Origin of the sequence: Methanobrevibacter boviskoreani JH1, from assembly GCF_000320505.1 — an archaeon.
In the GTDB taxonomy this organism is placed as follows: domain Archaea; phylum Methanobacteriota; class Methanobacteria; order Methanobacteriales; family Methanobacteriaceae; genus Methanarmilla; species Methanarmilla boviskoreani.
In genome coordinates this window covers 23,723-48,528 of the sequence record NZ_BAGX02000032.1, presented here as the reverse complement: position 1 = coordinate 48,528, position 24,806 = coordinate 23,723, and the positions used below count along the sequence as shown (strand labels likewise).

The window sequence follows — 24,806 nt, the reverse complement described above, 5'->3', positions numbered from 1 at the left end:
AAATAACTAATTCTACCACCAATCATATAAAACTAATTAAAAAAAATCTATAAATTTGCTTAATAAAAACTGTTTTTAATCCAATTAGTTAATCATTAGTCTATAAAAATAAGTTTTAAACTATCAAATTATAAATTTAGAAAAGAGATTATTTCAATACAAATAAAATTTTAATAGATAAAAGATAAAAAAAAAGTAAAGAGTAATAATTAAAGATTAATTATCCTCATCAACTATCAAATCTACAAATTCAAAATTATTAGAATCAAATAAACCTTTGTCTGATAATTTAAGTGAAGGAAGTACTAGAAGTGCTAAAAAGGACATCGTCATAAATGGCGCTTTAAGTTCACAACCAAGAACCTTTAATATATTTTGAAGATTCTGCAACTTTAATGATACAGTTTCAACATTATCATTACACATTAAACCTGCTAAAGGTAATTCCAAGATTTCTTTAATATCTTTTTTCTGAGCGACTACAGCAAGTCCTCCCTGGTTTTCTCTAATAATATTAACTGCCTTAGCCATGTCTCTAGTATTGGTTCCAACCACAACTATATTATGAGAATCATGAGCTACGGAAGAGGCAAATGCACCATCCTTAATATTGAATCCCTTAACAAATCCATTTGCAACAGTATCCTGTCCATATCTATTTGCAACGGCTATCTTTAAAATATCCCTATCTACATTTTCCTGAACAATATGATCCATTACATCCAATTCTTTAATTGTTTGATCTGTAATTAAAGAACCGTCTAAAACCTTAATTACACGTGCTTTGACAGTACCTTCCTTAAGTTCAACTTTTACATCAAAATCCTCTGGTGATTTTTCTGATAATCTAAAGGTGTTTTCAAGTTGAGCTGGAGGTGCATTAAATAAAACATGCCCATTATCATATACACATTCACCGCCAACAAATGTTTTTAAAACATTGAAATTCTTAAAATTATCAATCAAAACAAAGTTTGCTCTTTTTCCAATTGAAATTGATCCCACATCCAGATTATAATGTTTTGCAGGATTTATTGTAACCATCTTAATAGCCTCAATTGGGAAGACATCCAAATCAATAAGTCTTTTTACAAGTAAGTTTAAGTGACCCTTCTCCAAATCAACGGGATTTTTATCATCAGATACAAGGAAATCGAATATCGGATTTTTAATAAGGATATTGAAGTCAGAATGGGATAGGTTAGAACCCTCTTCGGTATTGGCCCAGAAGATTTTTCTATCGTTTAGATTTAAGATATCGTCAAAATTTTTAGCAGATGATCCCTCACGGACCATTACCTTCATACCTAATTTCTTTTTTTCAATAGCCTCATCAAAACTTGAAGATTCATGGTCAGTAGATATACCTGCACCAATATAAGTTTTTAAATCTTCACCTGAAAGAAGTGGAGCATGACCATCCACTGGTTTATTTAGTTTCTTGGCATATTCAATCTTCTTAAATACCTCTTCATCACCTGCAAGTACACCTGGAAAGTTCATCATCTCCCCGAGTGATACCACATCATCAAATCTTAAAACCATTTTAACTATTTCACTATCAAGAACCGCACCGGAGGTTTCAAAGTTGGTTGCCGGCACACAGCTTGGTGCAGCATAGAAAAAGTCAAAAGGGACCGTGTATCCATTTTCAATCATGAAATTGATTCCTTTAACACCTAGAACATTAGCAATTTCATGATCGTCAGCTATAACTGAGGTAGTACCATGACGTATACAAGCCTTTGCAAAATTTGCAGGTGTAAGCATTGAACTTTCAATGTGGATATGACTGTCAATAAATCCCGGAAGTAAGATGCCCTCAAAATCCAAATCCACATCTGTAGGATCACTTGTAACAATCGGAATTACATCTTTAATATATCCATCTTCAATATATATCTCGGCAGGATACATATCATTAAATTCAACATCAACCATATTTGCAACTATAACCTTTTCCATAAAAATCACTTAAAAACTTGAGAGTAAACACATCTTAAATTAAAATAATTTATATTTAAAATTCATTAAATCGTTATAATCTAAAAATCTAGTTTAAAAATAAAACATTTAATTTGAATAATCTAAAGTTAATTATAATTATATTTTTATATTAAAAAAAGTTTATTACCTTATATTAAAATTAGTATGAAAGGACCTGTTTAGAAATTAGAACTATAAAATTAACAAGATTTGAATTAAAGTTTTTAATAAATTGTTTCAATTGAAAAATAGCTTTTAATTAGAAAATTTCTTTAAATAACTAAAAACTTAAATTTTTTGTAATATTTTGAGAATATAAGAAAAGTTATATGTTAAATCTAAAAAAAATAAAACTCAAATCTATTATAGACATTTAAGAATATAAGAAAAATTACATGCAAAAAAAAAAAAATTAAAATAGAAAAAAAGTAAGTAGTCAAAAATTGATATATTATTAACTAAATTAAGATTTAATCCTCATCGTCCTTGTGAAGTTCATCATATAAAACTGGTAGGAAAGCACCTACATCAGTTACAACACCAAGAACTTGAGCACTACCTCTATCTGCAAGTTTAGTTACAGTGGATGGATTGACATCAACACATACACTACTTACTCTGGAAGGTAACATATTACCTACAGCAATAGAATGTAACATGGTTGCAACCATGAATACCATATCTATTTTTTGTACATATTTACGCATCTCATTTTGTGCTTCTTGGCTATCGGTTATAACATCTGGAAGAGGTCCATCATCACGTATAGAACCTGCAAGTACATAAGGTACATCATTTTTAATAAGCTCATACATTATACCGCTTTTTAGGGTTCCATCTTCTACAGCTTCTTTAATAGAACCTGAACGATTGATTGTGTTAATAGCCCTCATATGATGAGAATGACCATTTGTAACAATTTCACCTGTTTCAACATCAATTCCTAATGAGGTACCATACAATGCTATTTCAATATCATGTGTTGCAAGTGCATTTCCCGCAAATAATACATCAATATAACCTTCTTTAATCAATTTTGCAACAACCTTATTAGCACCTGTATGGTCAATAGCAGGTCCACCTACAAATGCAATCTTTCCCCCGCGAGCTTTAACCTTCTTAACCTCATCTGCAATATCCTCAACAATACTCATTAAAGGTTTCTCAGATGAAACTTCACTGTTCATAAATTCAAAGTTGTTGGTTTTTCCTCTTGGTTTTTCAGGTGTAGAAACTTTAACACCTTCAATTCCAACAACAATTTTATCTCCCTTTTTAATTGCACCTAATGGTCTGCAGTATGCCTCTTCTTTTTCTTCATCGATTACAATTGCACAATCCATCTCAATATCCTTTACAACTAACCAGTTACCTTTATATAAGACGTGAGTTGTGTGGTGAGTAGTAGAATAAAATCTTTCCGGAAGAACATGATCAGCTGGTGACTCTTCTAAATTAACTTCTTCTATTCCTGCAATTGATACACCAATAGCTGAAAGTTCATCTAGAATTTGATTCAATTTTTCAATTGATTCTGCATATACAATTAGTTTAGCCCTGGATATATCGGTTTTATTTTTACCAACCTGAATATCTACAGTATCAAAATCTCCACCACGGTCCATAATTATATCAAATGTTTTAGGTAAAATATTTGAATCAATTATATGACCTGAAAGTTCTATTTCACGTTTAAACATTTTTATTCTCCTACATAATTTATTCAAAAATTAATTATAATGAAATTTTAGTTCTTTCATATATTTAAATATTTATAATATTAGGAAATTTTTAGTAATTTTATAAAAAAATAGTAGAAAAGCAAAATAAACTGAAATAAACTATAAGATCAAATAGATTTCTTAAAAACAGTTAAAAAAGTAATGATACATATTTGAATAAAAAATAAAAAAATCGAATTTTGTATTAATAAAAAGAGTTTTAGACATGGATAAAAAAAATATTTGAAAATATTTATCAACATACTGATGAAATTATACCTAAATGCTTACTCTCTTCCATCTACCAATACTTTTAATTCGCCACTTACAATATCAATTATTAACCCATGTATAGGTACCTCATCTGTAATCAATGGATGGTTTTTAATTATGTCAACCGTTTTTATAACATTGGATTCCTCACCATCTATTGCGCCAATCCATTCCTTAATGTCAACCTTATCAATTTCCTCTTTGGAAATTCCCATCTCAAGCATTTTATTGATTATTTTCTCCTCATCTGCATGTGCCATTCCACAATTAGTATGGCCTATAACCATCACCTCCTCAGCCCCTAGGGAGTAAATGGCTGCTGCAATTGATCTGACTGCATCTTCACCAACAATGGTATTTCCTGCATTTTTAATGATCTTTGCATCTCCTCTTTCAATACCTAATGCTGGTTCTAAAAAGTTAACTAATCGTGTATCCATACATGTTAATATTGCTAATTTTTTCTTAGGAAGATGTCCCAATTCTTCACCTTCAAAGTTCTTAGTAAATTCCTCATTTGCCTTTAAAACTTCATCTATCATCATACTACCACTTCATAATATCCTAATATAATAGAGTTTTTTATTATATTTATTTTAATAATATTTAAATTTTTATGTTTTATTTTCAGAACTAAAATATATTTGTTATATGTTTAGATAATGATTCTTAAAATGTTTAAAAAATTTACAAAATAAATTGAAACTGTATTTTTATTTTTAAAAAAACAGACGAATTTTTAAAAACTTTTAACAATTATTGGATACTAAATATCATATTAAAAGATCGAGGATAATATTTTAAGATATAAATTAAGTCTTAAAAAAACTTAAATTAAGGTATAACTATTAAACTACTAATATCTCCAATATATTATTAAATCAAAGCAGTATAAAAATAAAAATAAAAAAAGTAAAATTATATTAAAATATTATATTTACCTGTTATAAGGTTAATTGGTAAATTAAATTTACCATGAGAATCAGTAGTTTTATAATATTTAATATTTTTCAAAATAATTGTTACAGTTGCATTATTTATAGGTGTTTTATTTCCAGTAATTGGGTTTATTTTATAAAGGAATCCTTCAAGATTAGTTCCATTTCTATAATATTTAACAATATTATTTGAGACAATTAATGTTTTTAATCCAATAATTGTAATTGTTGCCTTTTTAGAAGATTTTTCATAACCTTTTGTACCATTAAAATTAACTGTTACTGGATATTTTCCTGGATTTAAATTAATATTAATAGATATTATTCCTTTTTCATTAGATTTAGAATAGTACTTACGATTATTAATTATAGTAATAATATATGTATTATTTAAAGGGTTTTTGTTTTCATCTGTAATTATTGCTACAAAATTAGTGTTATTACCATATAATTTTATTAAATTATCTGCTTTAATTGATGTTTTTAACTTTTTGATAGTGATTTTTGAACTTATTTTGGAAGGTTTATAATTATAATTACCATTATAATAAGCTGTCACAGTGTATATCCCTGCACCATTGGTAATAGGTAAACAAGCAAAACCTTCTTCATCAGTAACCTTATAATATGTCCTATTTGATATTATAATTTTAATATAAGAATTTATTAATGGATTTCCTTTATCATCAGTTAATTTAACAATATAACTTGAACCATCATTATAATCCATAATTAGATTATCTGCAGTCATTTTAGTATCTGTTTTATTATTAGTAATTCTAATTATTGCAGAACATTTACTTGTCTTAAATCCATAATAATTAAAGATACAGTTAGCAACATAGGTTCCTTCTTTATTATATATTGTTAATTCTGCCTTATTATTTTGTATTGGTCTCCAATATGTATCATTACCAATATCAATACGAATATATTTACCTTCAACAGATTTATCTGATTTAATATAAACAATAAATTTAGATCCATCATGATATTTCATACTAAGATTATTAGCACTAAGTGAAGTATCAACTAAATCATTATTTGATGATAATCTATTAGAAGATTTTTCATATTTAGTATTATTATCAGAAATAATACTTTTATTTTCATATATTGATTTTGTTTCTATTGCATTATTTGTTATATTATCAGTAGTTGTTGTTTGCATAAGATTGTTTGTGTCTGTATTATTTGTGATATCTGTTGCACTTATTAAACTAGCTGATAAAACAATGAAGAATATTAAAAAAAGTAGTAATAATGCATATTTATTTACATTATGCTTTTATTCATATTTTCATCTTTTATCTATTTTTTTATAGAATTGAATTTAATCAATCCTACAATTAATAAATTGTAAATAAAAGTATAAATAGTTTTGTTTAGTTTTATATTAATTAAATTATTCATATTTTTATGAATAAAAATAAATTAAATGAAATAATTTAATTTAAAGAAATATTTAAGGTTTTTAAAAAAATTAAAAAATAAAAAATAATTTAAGATAAAATAATATACCTTGTGTAAAACTTTTTATTAAAAAAAGGTTTGTTTAAAAAAAAATAAAATAATATTAAAAAAGCATTTAAGATATTATAAATTTCTTTAATTTTATACAAATTAAATATATAACAAAAACACAATTTTATATTGTTATAAATTCTTCAATACCATTAGTTCTTAAAGTTTCTTTAATATTAGTTTTATCAGAATCAGATGCAAAACCATTATCCTTAAATACGACACGAGTAACTTCAGAATCTTTCTGAAGCTCAATTATATCCCCAGCAATATCAGAAGTTATATTATCATCAAGACAAATAAGCAAAGCACCAAAACCAACAGAATAAACCAAATTATCTGACAAGTCTATTTTTTCAACAGGCAAAGTCAAATCAAGACCATACTTCAACATAACCTCATAAACCAAATCCAAATCACACCTATCAGACTTAATATTATCCTGAGAACTAAGCAAAGTCTGCTCAAGATTATCAAAATCAGGATCCCACTTCTCAAGATTACTAGAATCCAACTTAAACACCTTAAAACCAATATCTAAATCAGAATTACCAGACTCCTCAACAATCATATCACCAGCACGACGAATTCGCTCTTTACCTATCTCACAAATATTCCTATAACCTGCCTTAAAAGCCTCAGACTCATTATTAGATGGATAAGGTAATTGAACCATTATAAATTTTTGATTATAATCATATTTATTATTCATATCCATTACAGAATGAGCAGTTGTTCCAGAACCTGAAAATAAATCTAAAATAATAGAATTTTTACTTGAAATGATTCTTAGTATATCTTCAACCAAATAAATAGATTTAGGAAAATCAAATACTTTTTCTCCCATTAACTTTTTCAAAACATTAGTCCCATTAGCTGTTGCATTATACTTTTTATCTACCCAATGAGTTGTTAAAACTTGTTGTTCTCTAATTTTATAAAAAATATTTAATTTACCAGTATTTTTATCTATTTCTGCTTTTATTTCATTATTAGATAACTTATCATTGAATCTATTAGGTAATACAATCCATGCCCTTTCTTTACCTTTATTATCAATTGGTAAAACTTTTATATAATTATCATTTTCATTTAATGTAATTTCAGTTAAATCATCACTAACATAAATTGGATAAAATGCTTTAGGTTTTTTATTTTTAGTTGTATCTCCTCTTATAAAATTTTTCCATTTGAAACGACCCATATCATCTCTTTCTTTAAACTCTTTTAACTTATTATCACTTAAAACAACCTTATTAAATTCAACAAAATTCTTATTTTTAGAATAAACTAACATATATTCATTTGAAGCAGAAAAAAATTTAGCATGTTGTCTACCTTCGGGTTTATGAACAACTGTTATAATACCTAATTTATTTTCTTCACCAAAAATTTCATCACAAATATCAATTAAATTATTTAATTCATAATGGTCAATTGCTAATACAACACAACCATCATTAGATAAAAGATTTCTTGCTAATTTAAGACGAGGATACATCATATTCAACCAATTACTATGAAAACGACCATCAGACTCAACATTAGTACTCAATTTAATACCATTGCTCTCTCTATCTCCTTTTATTTTAGAAGTTTGACCTGTAATCTCCAAATAATTTTTTAAATTGTCTTTATAATCATTTTTATAAATTATGTCATTACCAGTATTATAAGGAGGATCAATATAAATACATTTAACCTTACCATAATAACTTTTCTGAAGTAATTTAAGAACCTCCAAATTATCCCCCTCAATATACAAGTTTTGAGTAGAATCCCAATCCTTAGACTCCTCAACACAAGGCCTTAAAGTACCAGTAGACTGCTTTTGAGACTCACGAATAGCATCAGTTTTACCCGGCCAAGTAAAATTATACCTCTCATCACCAGTATCAACATTTTCACCAAGAAGCAATTCTAATTTTTCAAAATCAATCTTACTCTCCTCAAAAACTTCAGGAAAAATCTCTCTTAATTTCAAAATATTATCACTCAAAACATCCTCAGACTTACCATCTAACTTACTCTCAATCATAATACCACACTCTTAATTTAAACACAATTTGTTTTAAATTTTTTATAACTATCAGCTACATCATATTTTACACCACTCTTAAGTGCTGCAAAATGTTTCCTACCACATTTAATTTTAGCTGATTCAGTAGGTCTTAAAGAACTAGAATCTGTGTTACCTTTAGTTTCAATTACAAAGTACATTTTTTTCTGACCATCATCATTAAGAAGAATCGCCCAATCCGGATTATATCCACCAATTGGTGTATTAATCTTAAACCATCCAGGAAGTTTAGTATAAATAAGGACTTCCGGATCCCTTTCAAGATTTTCTGCAAATTCCTTTTCAACATCACTATCATATACTACATAATCATATACAGAACGTTCACTTTCAATCATATTCTTTTCAAGATATCCGAAAAGTTCATCATTAGTAAATAATTCTTGTGAATAATAATCATCTAATTCCGTATATTTAATACCATCAACCAACAGTTTGTTCATTTCACGTTTAATTATTTTAAGTGATTCCTCCATATATTCTTGAGGATTTCTTTTAAATTGATTAAGAGTTTTACTTTCAATTAAAACATTTACAATAGTTTTTCTTGTAAGATATGTCTCGTTTTGAAGGAAAGTGATAATATCTGGAAGTGCTACCTCCTCTTCTTCAGTATATACCACAGAAGAGGGTATTTTACCATCCTCATTTACATTAACACCAGAAGCATCAATTGTTAAACCAGTTTTTGTATAAATTAATTTAGGTTTTTTAACATCAAGTTCTTCACTTAATGCAGAACTACAATTATCAACCAATTCATCAGTATTAAAATCAACGGAATAAGATGTTTTATGTTTTATTTTATCCCAAAACTCCTTAAAATCATCAGATAAAAATACTCTTTTGTTAACCTTAACCTTACGTTTCTTATCTGCATTTTTTATTGGAAGTTTTTTAGTACGGCTTGAAAGAACTTCAACAATCTGATTTTTAATTGAAGCATATTTTTCAGGAACATCAACAGTACCCTTATTAACAGCTACTTTTAAAGCATCCTGAACTTTACCTCTACCATTAATATAATTTTTAAGTTTAAAATGATTAAAAAGTTCTAATGAACCTTGTTTATCAATAGGTTTAACTTCACCTTTATTATTTTCCATAGAAATATGTGCAAATGCATACTCATCAATAACACCAAATTTAATACCTGTTTCCTCTTCCATTTCACTTTGTAAAGATTTAGCAAAATCTTCATAACTTTCATTTGCCATAACCGTTAAAATATTAATAGAATCATCATGTATACGTTCACCCTCTTGATTTACACATAACCTTAAACCTCTACCAATCTCCTGACGTTTTTTCATAGTTGAGGAAGTTTCATTAAGAGTACAAATTTGGAAAACATTAGGATTATCCCAACCTTCCCTCAATGCAGAATGTGAAAAAATAAACTTAAGAGGAGAATCAAAACTCAATAATTTTTCTTTATCCCTCATTATTAAATTAAATGTGGATTCATCATCTTTATTTGCCCTTAATTTACCTTTTTTGGTTTCATGACTATCTTTAACTTTACCTTTTTTATCTACTGAAAAATAACCATTATGAACTTCTTCTGCTTTAAGTGTTAAATCAATATCATTATATAAAGTACTATATTTAGGTTTTTTAATAACTTTCTTATATTCCTCTTCAAAGATTCTAGCATAAGGACCTTTAATTGGATTCCCATCCTTATCATACTGTCTATAATTTGCTACTTTATCAATGAAAAATAAACTTAATACTTTAATTCCACGTTTATTCAATATTAATTCTTTATCAAAATGTTCTTCAATAGTTTTTCTAATTTGTGCTCTTTTTAATGTTAAATCATCAACATCACCTACAGATTGACCTATTTTTAAAATTAAATCCTTAGGAGTAAATGACACATATTCATTTCCTTCCCCACAATATATTTCATCAACAGTATAACCATTATAAATATCACGATTAGTTAATTTAACTTCAGATAAATCATCACCATCATGAACAGTTATTTTTTTACGTTTAATTGAACCTTTAACATTAGCATCAATTTCAAGTTGAGCTGTAATTTTATTTTTATTGTTTTTTACTGAAATAAGTTTAATATATGCCTTATTATGATAATCTAATGATTCAAAACCTGCAACTTCAATTCCTTTAACAAGATGTTGTTCAAATGCCTCAACAGAATCTAATTTATAAACTAAATTTTGAATTTCTTTATGAGTAGCAGAATATCTTAATGTACATAATGGATTTAAATAACTTATTGCCTCCTCACCTTTTCCACCCATAACAGATTGAGGTTCATCAATAATAACAATAGGATTAGTCTCAGCAATTAACTCAATAGGTTTATAACCATTTAACTTATCTTGCTCTCTATGAATAATATTAGTATTATTAGTTTTTTTAGAAGAATCTAAACTACCTTTAGTGAAACTCTTATTAAATGAATCAATATTAATAATCATAATCTGAATATTAGAACTTACAGCAAAATTTCTAACCTGTTCTAATTTAGAACTATCATAAATAAAAGAATCATAAATCACATTATCATATAACTCTTTAAAATGATCACGAGTAATTTGAATTGTTTTAAATACTCCTTCTTTAATAGCAACACTTGGCACAACAACAATAAACTTAGTAAAACCATATAACTTATTTAATTCAAAAATTGTTCTAAGATAAACATAAGTCTTACCAGTACCAGTCTCCATTTCAATATTAAAATCTAAATGTCCTTTTTCCAATGAATCACTTAGAGCAAGCTTATGATATTGTTGTACCTTTCTTAAATTTTTTAAAATATCTTCAGTACTTATATCCAATTTATTTCCTACTCCCTGACCATTACCTACACCATAAATTCCTTGTTGACCAGTTACAGTAAAATAAGACAACATAGAATTTTGACCTTTAAATAAATCAGTAACCGCTTTAACAGCTTCCTTTTGATATTTAAGATTAGAATTAAATTTAAGTTTCATTCTATCACACAATATACAACATATTAAAAATAAATTTATAAAATTATTAAAAAAATTTAATCAAAAATTAAACTAATTTTATTACAACATTACAAAATCCAATTATTAAATTCAAAATATTTTATTGTTTAATTCTTAAATTGTTATAAATTCTTCAATACCATTAGTTCTTAAAGTTTCTTTAATATTGGTCTTATCTGAATCAGATGCAAAACCATTATCCTTAAACACAACACGAATAACCTCAGAATCTTTCTGAAGATCAACTATCTCATTAGCAATACCAGAAGTAACATTATCATCAAGACAAATAAGCAAAGCACCAAAACCAACAGAATAAACCAAATTATTAGACAACTCAATTTTCTCAACAGACAAAGTCAAATCAAGACCATACTTCAACATAACCTCATAAACCAAATCCAAATCACACCTATCAGACTTAACATTATCCTGAAAACTAAGCAAAGTCTGCTCAAGATTATCAAAATCAGGATCCCACTTCTCAAGATTACTAGAATCCAACTTAAAAACCTTAAAACCAATATCTAAATCAGAATTACCAGACTCCCCAACAATCATATCACCAGCACGACGAATACGCTCCTTACCAATCTCACAAATATTCCCATAACCTGCATTATACGCTTCTGATGACTTTGGTATTTTTTCATCCAATTGAATCATGACATAATTCAATTTTTTCTGCATTGTTGAATTATATTTCAAAACTGCTTCGGCCATAGTTGCACTTCCACTGAAAAAGTCTAAAACAAGTCCATCGATAAATGGACAGCTTAATCTTAATATAATATTCAATAAATTAACAGGCTTAGAATAATCAAATATCCTATTTAATTTGAAAATTTTTTTTAAATCAGCGGTGGCAGACAAATTATCTCCAAACATTTTACCTTGCCAAAAATCTATTGCAGATTGACCTTTTTTAATAGCATCTCTTTTATAAACTTTTTTACGTGGTTTTCCATCCCCATTATTTGTAAATACAATTCTTTCTTCCTCAAGTAAATTTTTAAAAGTTTCTTTTGTACCTAACCATGTTTCATTATATGATTTACCTGTAGGAGTTACAATTTCATATTTAGAACCTCCTTGACCTCTACTTGCACACCAAGGAGTTGTGCTCCATTCTCCTTTAGGATCATTATCTGGATTAGTATATGTAGAAAGCCTTTTATCACTCAAAGGTACTTTTCCAAATGATTTCAATTTTTTTAATACTTCATAAGACTTTGAATAAACCAATATATATTCTTTAACTTTTGCAATCATTTTTGAATCATCATTTGGTTGATTTGAACGTCTTCTCCAAGAAACACAAGATTGAAAATTCTGTTCACCAAAAATATCATTACAAATTTTTTTAAGATTATCAACCTCATTATCATCAATACTAATAAAAATAACACCATCATCTTTTAATAAATTCCTAGCCAACTTAAGACGAGGATACATCATATTCAACCAATTACTATGAAAACGACCATCAGACTCAACATTAGTACTCAATTTAATACCATTGCTCTCTCTCTCTCTCTCCTTCTACTTTAGAAACCTGACCCGTAAGCTCTAAATAATTTTCCAGATTATCCTTATAATCATCATGATAAACAAAATCCTTACCAGTATTATAAGGAGGATCAATATAAATACATTTAACCTTACCATAATAACTTTTCTGAAGTAATTTAAGAACCTCCAAATTATCCCCCTCAATATACAAGTTTTGAGTAGAATCCCAATCCTTAGACTCCTCAACACAAGGCCTCAAAGTACCAGTAGACTGCTTTTGAGACTCACGAATAGCATCAGTTTTACCCGGCCAAGTAAAATTATACCTTTCTTTACTTGTATCAATTTCATCGTAATTTCCTAAAGTTTCTTCTAGTTTTTCAAAATCAATTTTATCTTCATTAACTATTTCAGGAAATAGTTTCTTAAGTTTCTGAATATTATCATAAACAATATCCTCACTTTTACCATCTAATTTAATTTCTTCCATAATTATACACCACAATAAACATTAATAATACTTATCATATTAAAATAAATTATTTAAAAAGTGATTTAATGAATTATTTTATTCTAGAATTCAACTTTTTAAAACAAATATTTTTAAGTTAAAATAAATTTATTTCATAACTTTTAAAAATTTAAACTGAATATATAAATGTTAATTTTATTAAAAAAATAAATTCAATATTATATTAAACTCTTTAAAAATATAAATAATAAAATTTAATAATCCCATATATTAACAAGAAATATATATTAATAAAAATCTATTTAGAAAGTTCTGATTTTAACTTTATTACTTTATCATCTAATAAATTAATTTTCATATTTAAATCAACTTTTTTATTAAATTGAGACTCCTTTTTAATTTTATACTTTAAATCAGTAATTTCATTATTTAATTTAGTAATCTCCTTATTAATCTCATTAACTCTTTCAATAGAAACACTAACATCTTTTCCTGCATTAATTTTACCATTATAAATAATAATTGCATTTATTATATCATCATAAAAAGTATAAGTATTTTTAAAACTTAAATTGTCCAATTTTATATTATTAAAGAAATCTTCTGAAAAAGTATTCATATTTTCTGTATCAATCCAATTTGTGCTTATCAACTCATCAAGAGTTATTCTATCTTTATCTATAAGACTATCACTTATATGTGATGCGAATAATCTAATATATCTATCATCATATTGAAAGCTTAATACAATTGGATATGGAATAAATCTAAGAATAATATCTGCAATTCTATTAATTTTACCTTCTTCTTTTAATGAAAAACTATTAAATTCATTGTCATTTTCGATTTCATGAAAATTTTCAACTTTTAAATTAATATTAATAAATTCTATTTCAAGATAATCTCGATTATCATCATGATAAGGTTTAAGTCTAATAATACCATCATCTAATTTATAAATCCATTTCATTTGCTTTACATATTTTGTAAATACCTCCTTATCTGACTTAACCAATCCACATGCTCCAAATATATCCTTTTTAGATATAACAACATTCATTAAAGCGCTTTCTGGAATATCTGTTAATTTTTCTATTAAAAGCATAATATTACCTATATTTATCAATTTATTAGATTTAAAGAAAATGTAATATAAAAATTATTTAACTATTAAAAATGTTATTAATTCGAATTCTTCTAAACCATTAATATCTTGTTTTACTGTAACCGTTCCTCCTTTAGTAAATAGACTTTTTACACCAGTTTCCTGTTTTTTGCCTAAAATATCTTCAATTGCATCTACAAGTAATGATGAATATTTCTCCATGTCTTTACCATCATTCGTTTCATTATTAAATTCTTTAACTAGATTTTCAATTACTGTATCTTTACCAACACATAATTTTTTATAATAATCCATGACTTTTTTTGATTTTATATATGAAAATTTAACTTCCCCCTCTTCTCCAATATAAACTAAATAATATGGACTTAATGGATTGCGCTCACGTGTTTCTGTTGTTCCAGTAACTTGTCTAAGTAAAAATATTACCCCTGGATCCAAATCTGCTTTTAAATCATTAGAAATATTAACAATAGAATAAATACCTTTAGGTGCTTTTTCAAGTTCACCTTTATGATTTTTCATATAATCCATCAATTGTATTTTAAAATCATTAAATGTTAAATCAGTAATAGAAATTGAATTAGAGATATCTTCAAGATCAAGAACTCTATCTTGAAGTTCTTCAAGTTGTCTTCTACGATAATCTAAATCATTCATCTTTTGATTTTCACTTATAATGTTTTCTTCACCTGTAGCACTAACATCCACCATTACCATTTTTGTTTTAACCCTTTTTTCAAGATCAATATATTCATCAAGTTCCATATTTGGCCAGAAATTTATAAGCTGAATTTCCTTATTTTTAGAGCCAATACGGTCAATTCTTCCAAATCTTTGAATTATACGTACTGGATTCCAATGGATATCATAATTTATAAGACAATCACAATCTTGTAAGTTCTGACCTTCAGATATACAATCAGTACATATTAAAATATCAATGTCTTCTTTGGCATCAGGATTAATACTTTCTCTTTCTTTAGAAATTGGTGAAAAATTTGTTAAAATATCATTAATATCCCCAGCAGTAACAGATTTAAGGTTAGTTTTATTAGAATCAGAACCAGTGATAAGTGCAGTATATATTCCAAATTCATTAAATGCCCATTTATGAATATTTTCATATAAATATCTTGCAGTATCAGAAAATGCTGAAAATATAATTATTTTTTTATTTCCTGGATTAAATGGTTTTAATTGTTTTTTACGTATTAAATCTTTTAAATCGTGTAATTTTCCATCTCTTTCAGGAGTAATTTCTTTAGACACTTTTAATAAATTTTTAAGTTTTTCTTTATCTGATTTTAAATCATCTTCCCATTTAATTAAATCCATATCCTGGAACAATACTTTTGTTTTACTTCCAAAAATAATATCGTCATATTCTTCATCACCATCAGGATCAATTAGATTTATATCCAAATCAGGATTATATTCAATTCCCCCTTGTATTTTACTTAAAACATCATCAATTTTATATAATAAACGAGTTATACTTAGTCTAAATGATTCAATTGAACTTTCCATACGTTTTAATAAGTTAATTCTCATTAATTGTACAATACTTGTTTCCCTATCTAATTGTCTAAATTTAGATTTTCCCAATTTAACAGTAGTATCATATTTTTCCTCATATTGATCAAGTATACTTGGATAAATATAATTCATAGGAGAATAGATACCTAAATTTAACTTAGATATTTCATTATTAATCATTGCAAGTGGTGGAAATATATTTTCTGTATCTAAATCAGGTTTTATATTAATTGGAGTTTTTCTTTCTGGAAACTCACCTATTTCATCCAAATCATAATATTTTTCAATATGTCGTCTTGAACGTGCAATAGTAAGGGTATCTAAAAGTTTAAAATAGTCTAGATCAATACTATCCAAAAATTCTTTACCTGATTTTCTATCATCGGGAATCTTAGACCATTCATTAAATACTCTTTGTGCTTTCCTTAAAGTATTACTAATACTAGGAATACCAACATCATCAAGAGCATTATCATTATCTTCTGTTATAAAAGCAATCTGATTTTTAATATCAGTCATCTTATTATTAACTGGAGTAGCACTTAACATCAATACACGTGTTTTATGTCCTCCTTTAATAACTTCATCCATTAATTTTTCATATCTCGTCTGTCTGTCTTTAACTGCAGGATTATTTCTAAAATTATGAGACTCATCAATAACAACAAGATCATAATTTCCCCAATTAATAGTTTTTAAATCCAAATCCCCAGATTTACCTTTTTCACGACTTAAATCCGTGTGATTTAAAACATCATAATTAAACCTATCATCTACAAAAATATTTCTTTTATCATTTTGTGTATAAATTGTCCAATTATCCCTTAATTTTTTAGGGACTAAAACAAGAACCCTATCATTTCTTAACTCATAATATTTAATAATTGCAAGTGCAGTGAAAGTTTTACCTAAACCAACACTATCTGCTATAATACAACCGTTATATTTTTCAATTTTATCAATTGCACCAATAACTGCATCTTTTTGAAATTTATATAGTTTATTCCAAATCTTAGTCTCTTTAATAGGATTACCTTTCCTTACAATTTTATCTTCGTCAAGTGCATCTAAATCATTACTAAAAACATTGTATAATGATAAAAAGTAAATAAATTCCGCAGGATTTTCTTTATGCATTATACGCATTTGATTTAAAACTTCCTCTTTCACATCAACAAGAAGATCATCGTCATTCCAATACTTTTCAAATTGTTGAAGAAAAGAATTAACCACACTTTTACCATATTGACAAGTATTAATATCCTGTCTTTTAGAAGGAGTAAGTCCTAAACCAGTAGTAGTGAAATCAACAGTACCATTTATAGCAATATCAGAGTTATCATTATTATCAACACAAATCATACGAAGTTGAGCTTCATTAATATTTTTAAATGTTTTAAAATCAGCTTTACTTTTAATCCAATTATAACACTCGCGAGATATTGAACTCATAGTCATTTCATTCTTAAGCTTAATTTCATATTCATTACCAAAAATATCATTATTATCAATATAATATTCCCTTGCTTCTTTTTCTTTATTTTTAGTAAATGTAGGTTTAGTGTAAATAAAACGCATATTGTCAATTTTATTTAAGTCTTTTTTAAGCATATCATAAGCATACATAGAAAAATAAGCAGAAATAATAGATAATTTAGAGCCCTTTCTTAGACTATCTTGAAGTTCTTCATAAACAAAACCCATACTCTTATTATCTAATATTTTTGGAGCTTTCATTTCCACCAAGATATTCACCTAAATTAAAAAGTATTTCAATGTTAAAATATTTGAAATAAATAACTAATAAAGGTTTATATATGAATTAACATAATTCAAACAAAAAATTATGAAAACAATATAAAAGAAATATAAAACATTAAAAATTAACCCAACAAAAAACAGAAAAAATAAAATAAATATAAAATATTAAAAATTAATTTAATAAAAGGAGGTTCTCCAAAATTATTTTTTTTTATGATTTTTATTAAAATAATATTATGTGGAGTTTTAATTGTTTATTGTTGATGTTCTTTAGCAGAATAAATGCAATCTTGTTTTTTATTCTTTTTTGTTAATTAACAGACGTATTTATAGTTTTACAAAGTAAAATATATAATTTTCTTATTTAATTTTATAAATATCTTATTTAAATTATTTTTAAAACAGCTTCATGACACAAAATAGGATTTCAACAAATCCATATAACCATAATATTAGAATATTGAAATAAATAGATAATGAAATTTTATAAAAAAATTTAATCCCATACATTATATTAATAAAGGAAATTTAAATATATCCATATTAAGAAGATATTTGAACCTTATTTCCTTCAATAAAAAATTAATATACACAAAAATAAATAATTTGAAATAATTTAAAAATGCAGTTTAGGAATAGTTTAATATTTCATATAATAAATAGGAAAATATTTAAAACCTATATTTCCACCAATAAAATATTTCTAATTTTCTAAATGATACGGTAATAATTCATATAATAAAATACACTTTTTTCTTTTAATATTTAAAAGAATAATCAAATATTAATATTATAATCTATTAAAAATAGTATTATGTTAAATGAGAAAAATGAAAAAAAGATTTTGACAATACAAGATATATCTTGTTATGGGCAATGCTCAATAACAGTTGCACTACCAATCATATCTGCATTCGGAATCGAAACTGCAGTCCTTCCATCTGCGGTTCTATCTACACATACATCAGGTTTTTCAGGATATACCTGCAGAGACTTAACAGAGGATCTTCCTGCTATTCGTGAACATTGGGAAAAAGAAGGAATATACTTTGATGCCATATATACTGGTTACATTGGCTCAATGGAACAATTGGAGTATATAAAAGAAATAATAGATTCAAGATTAAAGCCTGACGGACTTGTATTTGTTGATCCTGCCATGGCGGATAATGGAGAATTTTATCCTGCATTTAACCAGGAATTTGCTGATAAAATGGGTGAACTATGTAAGATAGGAGATTACATCCTTCCTAACACCACTGAGGCTTGTTATTTATTACATAAACCTTGGAAACCAGATTTCTCAAAAGAAGAAATCTTAGATATGGCAAATGAACTTTCCGACTTTACAAAGAAATATGTTATCTTAAAAGGAGATAACCACATAGAAAATAAATTGGGAACAATTGTTTTAGATAAAAATAGCCCTTCTTCTACAGAAATTGTATACAATGACAAGATAGATTACATTTCCCATGGAACCGGTGACGTTTTTGCCTCAGCATTTGTAGGATCATCACTTATCGGTAAATCACCATCCAAATCAGCGGAAATTGCAGGTGAATTTACTAAAAGGGCTATCGAGGAAACAGTTGGTGATCCAAACCATAGATATGGAGTAAAATTCGAAAAGGTAATTCCACATTTATATGATTTGTTATAATTTAATAGACGATAAAATCTATTAAATTTTTTTAAATTTTACTAATTATTAGATATTATTATTTAATTTTTAATTAATCAGCAGAAATTAAACAACATACCCATTTTCTTCTTTAAACATTATAGAACACTTTTTTAAATCCTTAACTAATAATCAAATTAATTAACAGATTATTTATTCTCCTTACTATCACTATAAGGGAACTTAACAATTTCATCATCAATATAACATATAGCAATATTGAAAATTTACTACTGAAAAATAAAAAAATAATTAATTAGAGACAATAAGTAATTAAACAAGGAATTAACCTATAAAAAAGTTAAATAAATAAAAAAAAGTAGTTAATTAAGAAATTAACCTATAATAAACATGTAATTAAGGTAAGGATTGCAAGACCACCTTGCATTATAATAATTTTTGGATTACTTGTAAAGCCACCATACAATGCAACAAGAATAATATATGCCATTAAACAGATAAGTGCAACTTTACTTGTAAACACAAATACAGAAATTAAGATCAAAATTGCAAGTAAACCATTATACACACCCTGATTTTTAAAAAGTGTATTAACAGAACCTCTTTCTAATTCAGTTCTATCCATGCCAAAGACTTTGGAAGTTCTATCTGAGGAAGTCGCAAAAGTCTCCAAATACATTATAAATAAGAATTCAATGGCTACAAGTGTAGCTAATATTTCAGTTAATAGAAACATGATATCTCCTTTTTAATTAATACAAATTATAAAATATAAATAATTTACTTAACTCCTTAAAGATAAAAAGTCATAAATTATTTTAGCCGCATTAATGGCAGTTATATCACCTAGCCTATCAGATGCAACCTCCATAACATCAAAACCTAAAATATCTTTATCTTTTAAACATACCAGAATATCCTGGATATTTTCAGGTGAAAGTCCACAGGGTACAGGATTGCCCAAGGAAGGAGCATATGCAGGATCAAGTGCATCCATATCAATTGAGATATAAATCGGATTGTCAATAGCCTCCAGATAGTTAAGTAGATAAGTAAAGGATTTTCTTAGATCGTCTGCTTTAAAAGAGGTGATTTTATCCGAATGTTCATCTACAAATTCCTCTTCCTCCAATGATGAGGATCTTATTCCAATCTGAATAATCTCCTTTGGATTTAAATCAAATACCCTATGCATAATAGTTGCATGCGAATCCTTTTCGCCTTGATAATCATCAATAATGTCCCTATGTGCATCAACATGTACTATAATAATATCTGATAGATCATTTGATTCCTGATTGTTTGCTATTGCAGATAAGATTCCTTTAGTGGCACTATGTTCTCCACCAATAAGAATCGGCCTGATGTTATTATTAATTAAATCGGATACAACATCCTCAAGTAAATCACATGTCTTTTTACAATTGCCTGGAATCGCATTAAGGTCCCCAAAATCATAGAACACAGTATCCATCTCCTTGTTAAGAATAGTATTATAATATTCAAATGAATATGATGCTTCCCTTACAATAAGTGGACCATATCTTGAACCAACATGATAAGAAACAGTGCTGTCAAATGGAACCCCTATAATACCCCATAAATTATCATCATCCTGAGGAATATTATCAAAATCAACCTCTTCTTGTGAAAATGCAAATTTACAAGGTTCATGCATGCCAAATATCATTAAAACACCTTAAATTAAGTAAGATCAATTAAAAAATTAAAAAATAAGTAAAAAAAATGAATTATTTTTTATAATAAAAAATAATTAAAAAAGCCCTAAGTTTTAACTAGAACAATTCGAATCGAATCATTTAAATAGCCAAATATTAATGGATTTAAAATTGAATTAATTAATATTTACTAGTTAAAACATGTTAAAATTTTAAATTGAATAGATATTTAAACCAATAGATAAATTGAAAATATTAGATTAAATTGTTAGATATTTAAACTAATATCAAAAGTTGAAATTAATACATTAAAAATTATGGAATCTAGTAACTAGGTGCTGAACCTTTAGTTCTCATAATTTTCATGTTACCCATAGCTTCAATATATTCTACTTCAATACCTTCAACAATTTTATCAGCCAATTCTTCAGGTAATGGTAATTCTAAAGTATCGTAGTTTTCCATATCCATGATTTGTACAGTAGTACCTTGGATAGATAAAACTTGACCTACTCTTTTATCAATTATAGGAATATCAACTTTACTGTTTACAGGTTTGGTTAAAGTTCTTTTTTGACCGTCAAAAACACCGATAGCTTCTACTCTAGCTTTTGCAGCTCCATGTTTACCAGGTGAAGAGGTACTTAAACCTACAATTTTACAAGGTTCATCATCTAATACTACATATTTACCTACTTTTAAAGTTTTTACTTCTACAACTTTAGTTGCCATAAAAATTTCCTCCAAATAAAATTAAATAATTTTTCCTAATATTAATAGTTGATTTTAAAATAAAAGCATAATCTTTACAATAAAATCAGAAATAAGAATTAATTTATTAAAAATTAATCTTGACTATGAAATATAATATTATATTATTATATTAGATTTATTTTTATATAAATGTTAGTACAAAACAAAGAAAGTATTTAAATGGAACCTAAAAAATCAAAAATAGATGGCCACCTCACAGTTAAAAATCATAACATAAAGTCTTTAATTATATGTAAATAACTAAAAGAAAATTATAATTTATTTAGAAAAATAAAAAATAATAAATTTCATAAAGAATTCCTATAAAAAAAGGAATATAAAATTTTATTACTATAAAAAATCATATTATATTATATTTAAATAATGGATTTTCATATTGTATTCCATTGAATCATGAAAAAAATAAGGATGAGATAATGAAGGTTTCTATCGTATCAGGAAAAAGTGAAGGTCCAACACGTTTAAATGCATTTGATAATGCATTGACAGATGCTGGAATAGGGGATGTCAATTTAATAAAAGTGTCAAGTATGTTAGAGAAGAAAACATCCATTGTAAAATTACCTAAACTAAAGGCAGGTGCAATGGTGAATTGTGTTCTTTCTAATATAACTTCAAGCAATCCTGGAGAAACAATTACCGCCTGTGTAGCTGTTGCCATTGGAGATAATTTAGGTTGTGTAGTTGAGACAACAGGAGTTAATGTATCAAATCAGGAAAATAGAAAAGAAGCAGTGCAAATGGTAAAATATATGATGCGTAAAAGAAATGAGAAGATTAATCAGATGATTGTTGAGGATTCAACACATACTGTTGAGAACATTGGTTCTGTAGTAGCCTCAGTTGTATATCTTAATGATGATATTATTGAAAAGGATACAGAGGAATAAAAGTTTTATAATATAATTATTTATCAAATGAAGGGTTTACAATGAATTCAGAAGAAATAGAAAAGTTAAAGGAAATCTCACTTGCAATTATTGAAAATGTGGAAAATGCTGTAAAAAGTCATTTTGGAAAGGAGGAATCTGGAAGATTTGTAAAAATGGGGGCCGATGGAACACCTACTTCCCGTATTGATTTAGCTGCTGAGGATCAAGTAGTTTCATACCTTAAAAATCAGGATTTTATTTGCTACTTAATTAGTGAAGAAATCGGAGAGTTAAAATTAGGTCAGGGAATGATTAAAGAAGTTAACTTAACTAATGAATTACTTAAAGATAAAAAATCTGATGCGGAATATATCTTTTTATGTGATCCATTAGATGGAACCAGTAACGCTATTAAAAACATACCTTCATTTGGTATCTCCCTTGCAATAGCAACTGTTCCCGAAGGTAGACTTGCAACACTTGAGGATGTTGTCATAGGAACAACCAAAAACTTTGCAAATGGGGATATTTGCCAAGCTGTAAAAGGTCATGGCGCATTCTTAAATGGAGAGAAAATGAAACCATCAAGTGAAACCGACCTTGAGAAGATGTCACTTGGAGGATTTACAAAAAGTAATACAGTCTCAGCATCAAAATTAGTGGATACAGCAAGAAGAATGAGAGTTTTAGGTTCAGTTGTACTCGAGTTAGGTTATATTGCAAGTGGCCAATATGATGCATTCCTCGACTTAAGGGGCAGTAGAATTATTGATATTGCAGCAAGCCAGCTAATTGTAAAAGAATCTGGTGCTATTGTTACCAATAAGTATGGAGAAAAATTAGACAATAAATTAAGTATCTATGAGAAGGTAGTGATAGTCTGTGCAGGTAATGAGGAGCTCCATTCCAAAATAATTAAAATAATAAATAATGACGAGACCTTTGATATTAACTCTGTAGCAATCATATCACGTATAGACGATAATAAATCCATGTTGTTCTCTGTAAAAATCATGAATGAGTTGATGGATAGGGGAATCAATATAGTTATAGAAAGTACGTTAGCCAAGAAACTACAGAAACTCAAAAACAATCCGGAACTAATTGAAATTATTAAGGAAATTCAAGGAGAATCACCTAAAATTAAAGAATATTTGAAGGACATAAACTTCAATATAAACTTTAAGGGATTAGCTGAAAAGCTCGAAGATTTAAGAACAGATCTTGCAATAATTCTAGGTGGAGACGGAACATTACTTAGAACACAATCCCATCTTACAACCGAAATTCCAATATTCGGTATCAATTTAGGAACCGTGGGATTTTTAACAGAAATTGAAGTATCCGATACCTTTAATGCATTAAACCAAATATTAAAAGGGGATTACTATAAAGAAAGTAGAAGCCAACTTATTGTATCCCATGAAAACCATCAATATACAGCATTAAATGAAGTTGTAATAATGACAAATAAACCTGCCAAGATGTTACACTTTGAAATTTCCGTTGATGGAGAAATTGTGGAGGAATTAAGGGCAGACGGCCTTATAATTTCAACACCAAGTGGATCCACAGCATATTCCATGTCTGCAGGAGGACCTATCGTGGATCCTAAAGTTAAAGGATTTGTTATAGTTCCTATTTGCCCATACAAATTAGGAGTCAGACCGTTTGTGGTTTCCGACACAAGTGAAATACGTGTAAAATTAATAAAAAGGGGTAAAAGTGCTGTCTTTGTAATGGATGGTCAAATTACTGAGAAGGTAAATTATATGGAGGAGATAATATTTAAAAAATCTCCAAAAGATGTTACTTTCATTAGAACCAATAACAAATACTTCTATAGTAAGGTTAAGGATAAATTAAGTGAAGGCGGAATCAAATCTAATGACAACACGTAATTAGATTTAC

General features: G+C 27.1%; 16 protein-coding genes. 3 read left to right on the top strand and 13 right to left on the bottom strand.

Annotated features, from left to right (window positions below):
• Positions 1–216: 216 nt before the first annotated feature.
• The 10 genes from ade to ON24_RS08035 form a co-directional block, all read right to left on the bottom strand.
• Positions 217–1,965, bottom strand: coding sequence for an adenine deaminase (gene ade / locus ON24_RS08080; protein WP_040682589.1), 1,749 nt, complete (start codon positions 1,963–1,965; stop codon positions 217–219).
• A gap of 491 nt (positions 1,966–2,456) precedes the next feature.
• Positions 2,457–3,686, bottom strand: coding sequence for an ornithine cyclodeaminase, nickel-pincer nucleotide-dependent (locus ON24_RS08075; protein ID WP_040682588.1), 1,230 nt, complete (start codon positions 3,684–3,686; stop codon positions 2,457–2,459).
• A gap of 308 nt (positions 3,687–3,994) precedes the next feature.
• The gene (locus ON24_RS08070) at positions 3,995–4,525 is read right to left on the bottom strand and encodes a beta-class carbonic anhydrase (protein ID WP_040682587.1); all 531 of its coding nucleotides are present in this window, start codon (positions 4,523–4,525) and stop codon (positions 3,995–3,997) included.
• Between the two features lie 373 nt (positions 4,526–4,898).
• Positions 4,899–6,089, bottom strand: a complete 1,191-nt coding sequence (locus tag ON24_RS08065; RefSeq protein WP_040682586.1) for a hypothetical protein — start codon at positions 6,087–6,089, stop codon at positions 4,899–4,901.
• A 477-nt stretch (positions 6,090–6,566) separates the two neighbouring features.
• Positions 6,567–8,480 carry a site-specific DNA-methyltransferase gene (locus ON24_RS08060; protein WP_040682585.1) on the bottom strand — a complete coding sequence of 638 codons (1,914 nt, stop codon included), beginning with the start codon at positions 8,478–8,480 and terminating at the stop codon, positions 6,567–6,569.
• A gap of 17 nt (positions 8,481–8,497) precedes the next feature.
• Positions 8,498–11,497 carry a type III restriction-modification system endonuclease gene (locus ON24_RS08055; RefSeq protein ID WP_040682584.1) on the bottom strand — a complete coding sequence of 1,000 codons (3,000 nt, stop codon included), beginning with the start codon at positions 11,495–11,497 and terminating at the stop codon, positions 8,498–8,500.
• Positions 11,498–11,632: 135 nt separating this feature from the next.
• A complete protein-coding gene (locus tag ON24_RS08050) occupies positions 11,633–13,027 on the bottom strand; it encodes a site-specific DNA-methyltransferase (RefSeq protein ID WP_040682583.1) in 1,395 nt (464 codons plus the stop codon).
• Between the two features lies 1 nt (position 13,028).
• Positions 13,029–13,520 (bottom strand): DNA methyltransferase, encoded by a 492-nt coding sequence (locus ON24_RS09430; protein WP_040682582.1) that lies wholly within the window; start codon positions 13,518–13,520, stop codon positions 13,029–13,031.
• A gap of 280 nt (positions 13,521–13,800) precedes the next feature.
• Positions 13,801–14,607: a DUF4391 domain-containing protein gene (locus tag ON24_RS08040; protein WP_040682581.1), complete on the bottom strand. Its 807-nt coding sequence runs from the start codon at positions 14,605–14,607 to the stop codon at positions 13,801–13,803.
• 54 nt (positions 14,608–14,661) lie between these two features.
• Positions 14,662–17,901 (bottom strand): helicase-related protein, encoded by a 3,240-nt coding sequence (locus tag ON24_RS08035; protein ID WP_040682603.1) that lies wholly within the window; start codon positions 17,899–17,901, stop codon positions 14,662–14,664.
• Positions 17,902–18,739: 838 nt separating this feature from the next.
• On the opposite strand from ON24_RS08035, the gene ON24_RS08030 reads away from it, so the two are divergent.
• Complete coding sequence (locus tag ON24_RS08030; RefSeq protein WP_040682580.1) at positions 18,740–19,588, top strand: pyridoxamine kinase; 849 nt, start codon at positions 18,740–18,742, stop codon at positions 19,586–19,588.
• Positions 19,589–19,949: 361 nt separating this feature from the next.
• Here ON24_RS08030 and ON24_RS08025 read toward each other — a convergent pair whose 3' ends face one another.
• The 3 genes from ON24_RS08025 to ON24_RS08015 form a co-directional block, all read right to left on the bottom strand.
• Positions 19,950–20,306, bottom strand: a complete 357-nt coding sequence (locus tag ON24_RS08025) for a DUF1304 domain-containing protein (protein WP_040682579.1) — start codon at positions 20,304–20,306, stop codon at positions 19,950–19,952.
• 48 nt (positions 20,307–20,354) lie between these two features.
• Positions 20,355–21,260: an agmatinase gene (gene speB / locus ON24_RS08020; RefSeq protein ID WP_016358073.1), complete on the bottom strand. Its 906-nt coding sequence runs from the start codon at positions 21,258–21,260 to the stop codon at positions 20,355–20,357.
• A 313-nt stretch (positions 21,261–21,573) separates the two neighbouring features.
• A complete protein-coding gene (locus tag ON24_RS08015; protein ID WP_016358072.1) occupies positions 21,574–21,981 on the bottom strand; it encodes a translation initiation factor IF-5A in 408 nt (135 codons plus the stop codon).
• A gap of 458 nt (positions 21,982–22,439) precedes the next feature.
• Here ON24_RS08015 and ON24_RS08010 point away from each other — a divergent pair, with 458 nt between their 5' ends.
• Together ON24_RS08010 and ON24_RS08005 are read left to right on the top strand one after the other, a co-directional pair.
• Positions 22,440–22,913 carry a pyruvoyl-dependent arginine decarboxylase gene (locus ON24_RS08010; protein WP_016358071.1) on the top strand — a complete coding sequence of 158 codons (474 nt, stop codon included), beginning with the start codon at positions 22,440–22,442 and terminating at the stop codon, positions 22,911–22,913.
• Between the two features lie 41 nt (positions 22,914–22,954).
• A complete protein-coding gene (locus ON24_RS08005) occupies positions 22,955–24,796 on the top strand; it encodes a bifunctional NADP phosphatase/NAD kinase (protein ID WP_016358070.1) in 1,842 nt (613 codons plus the stop codon).
• The last annotated feature ends 10 nt before the right edge of the window (positions 24,797–24,806 follow it).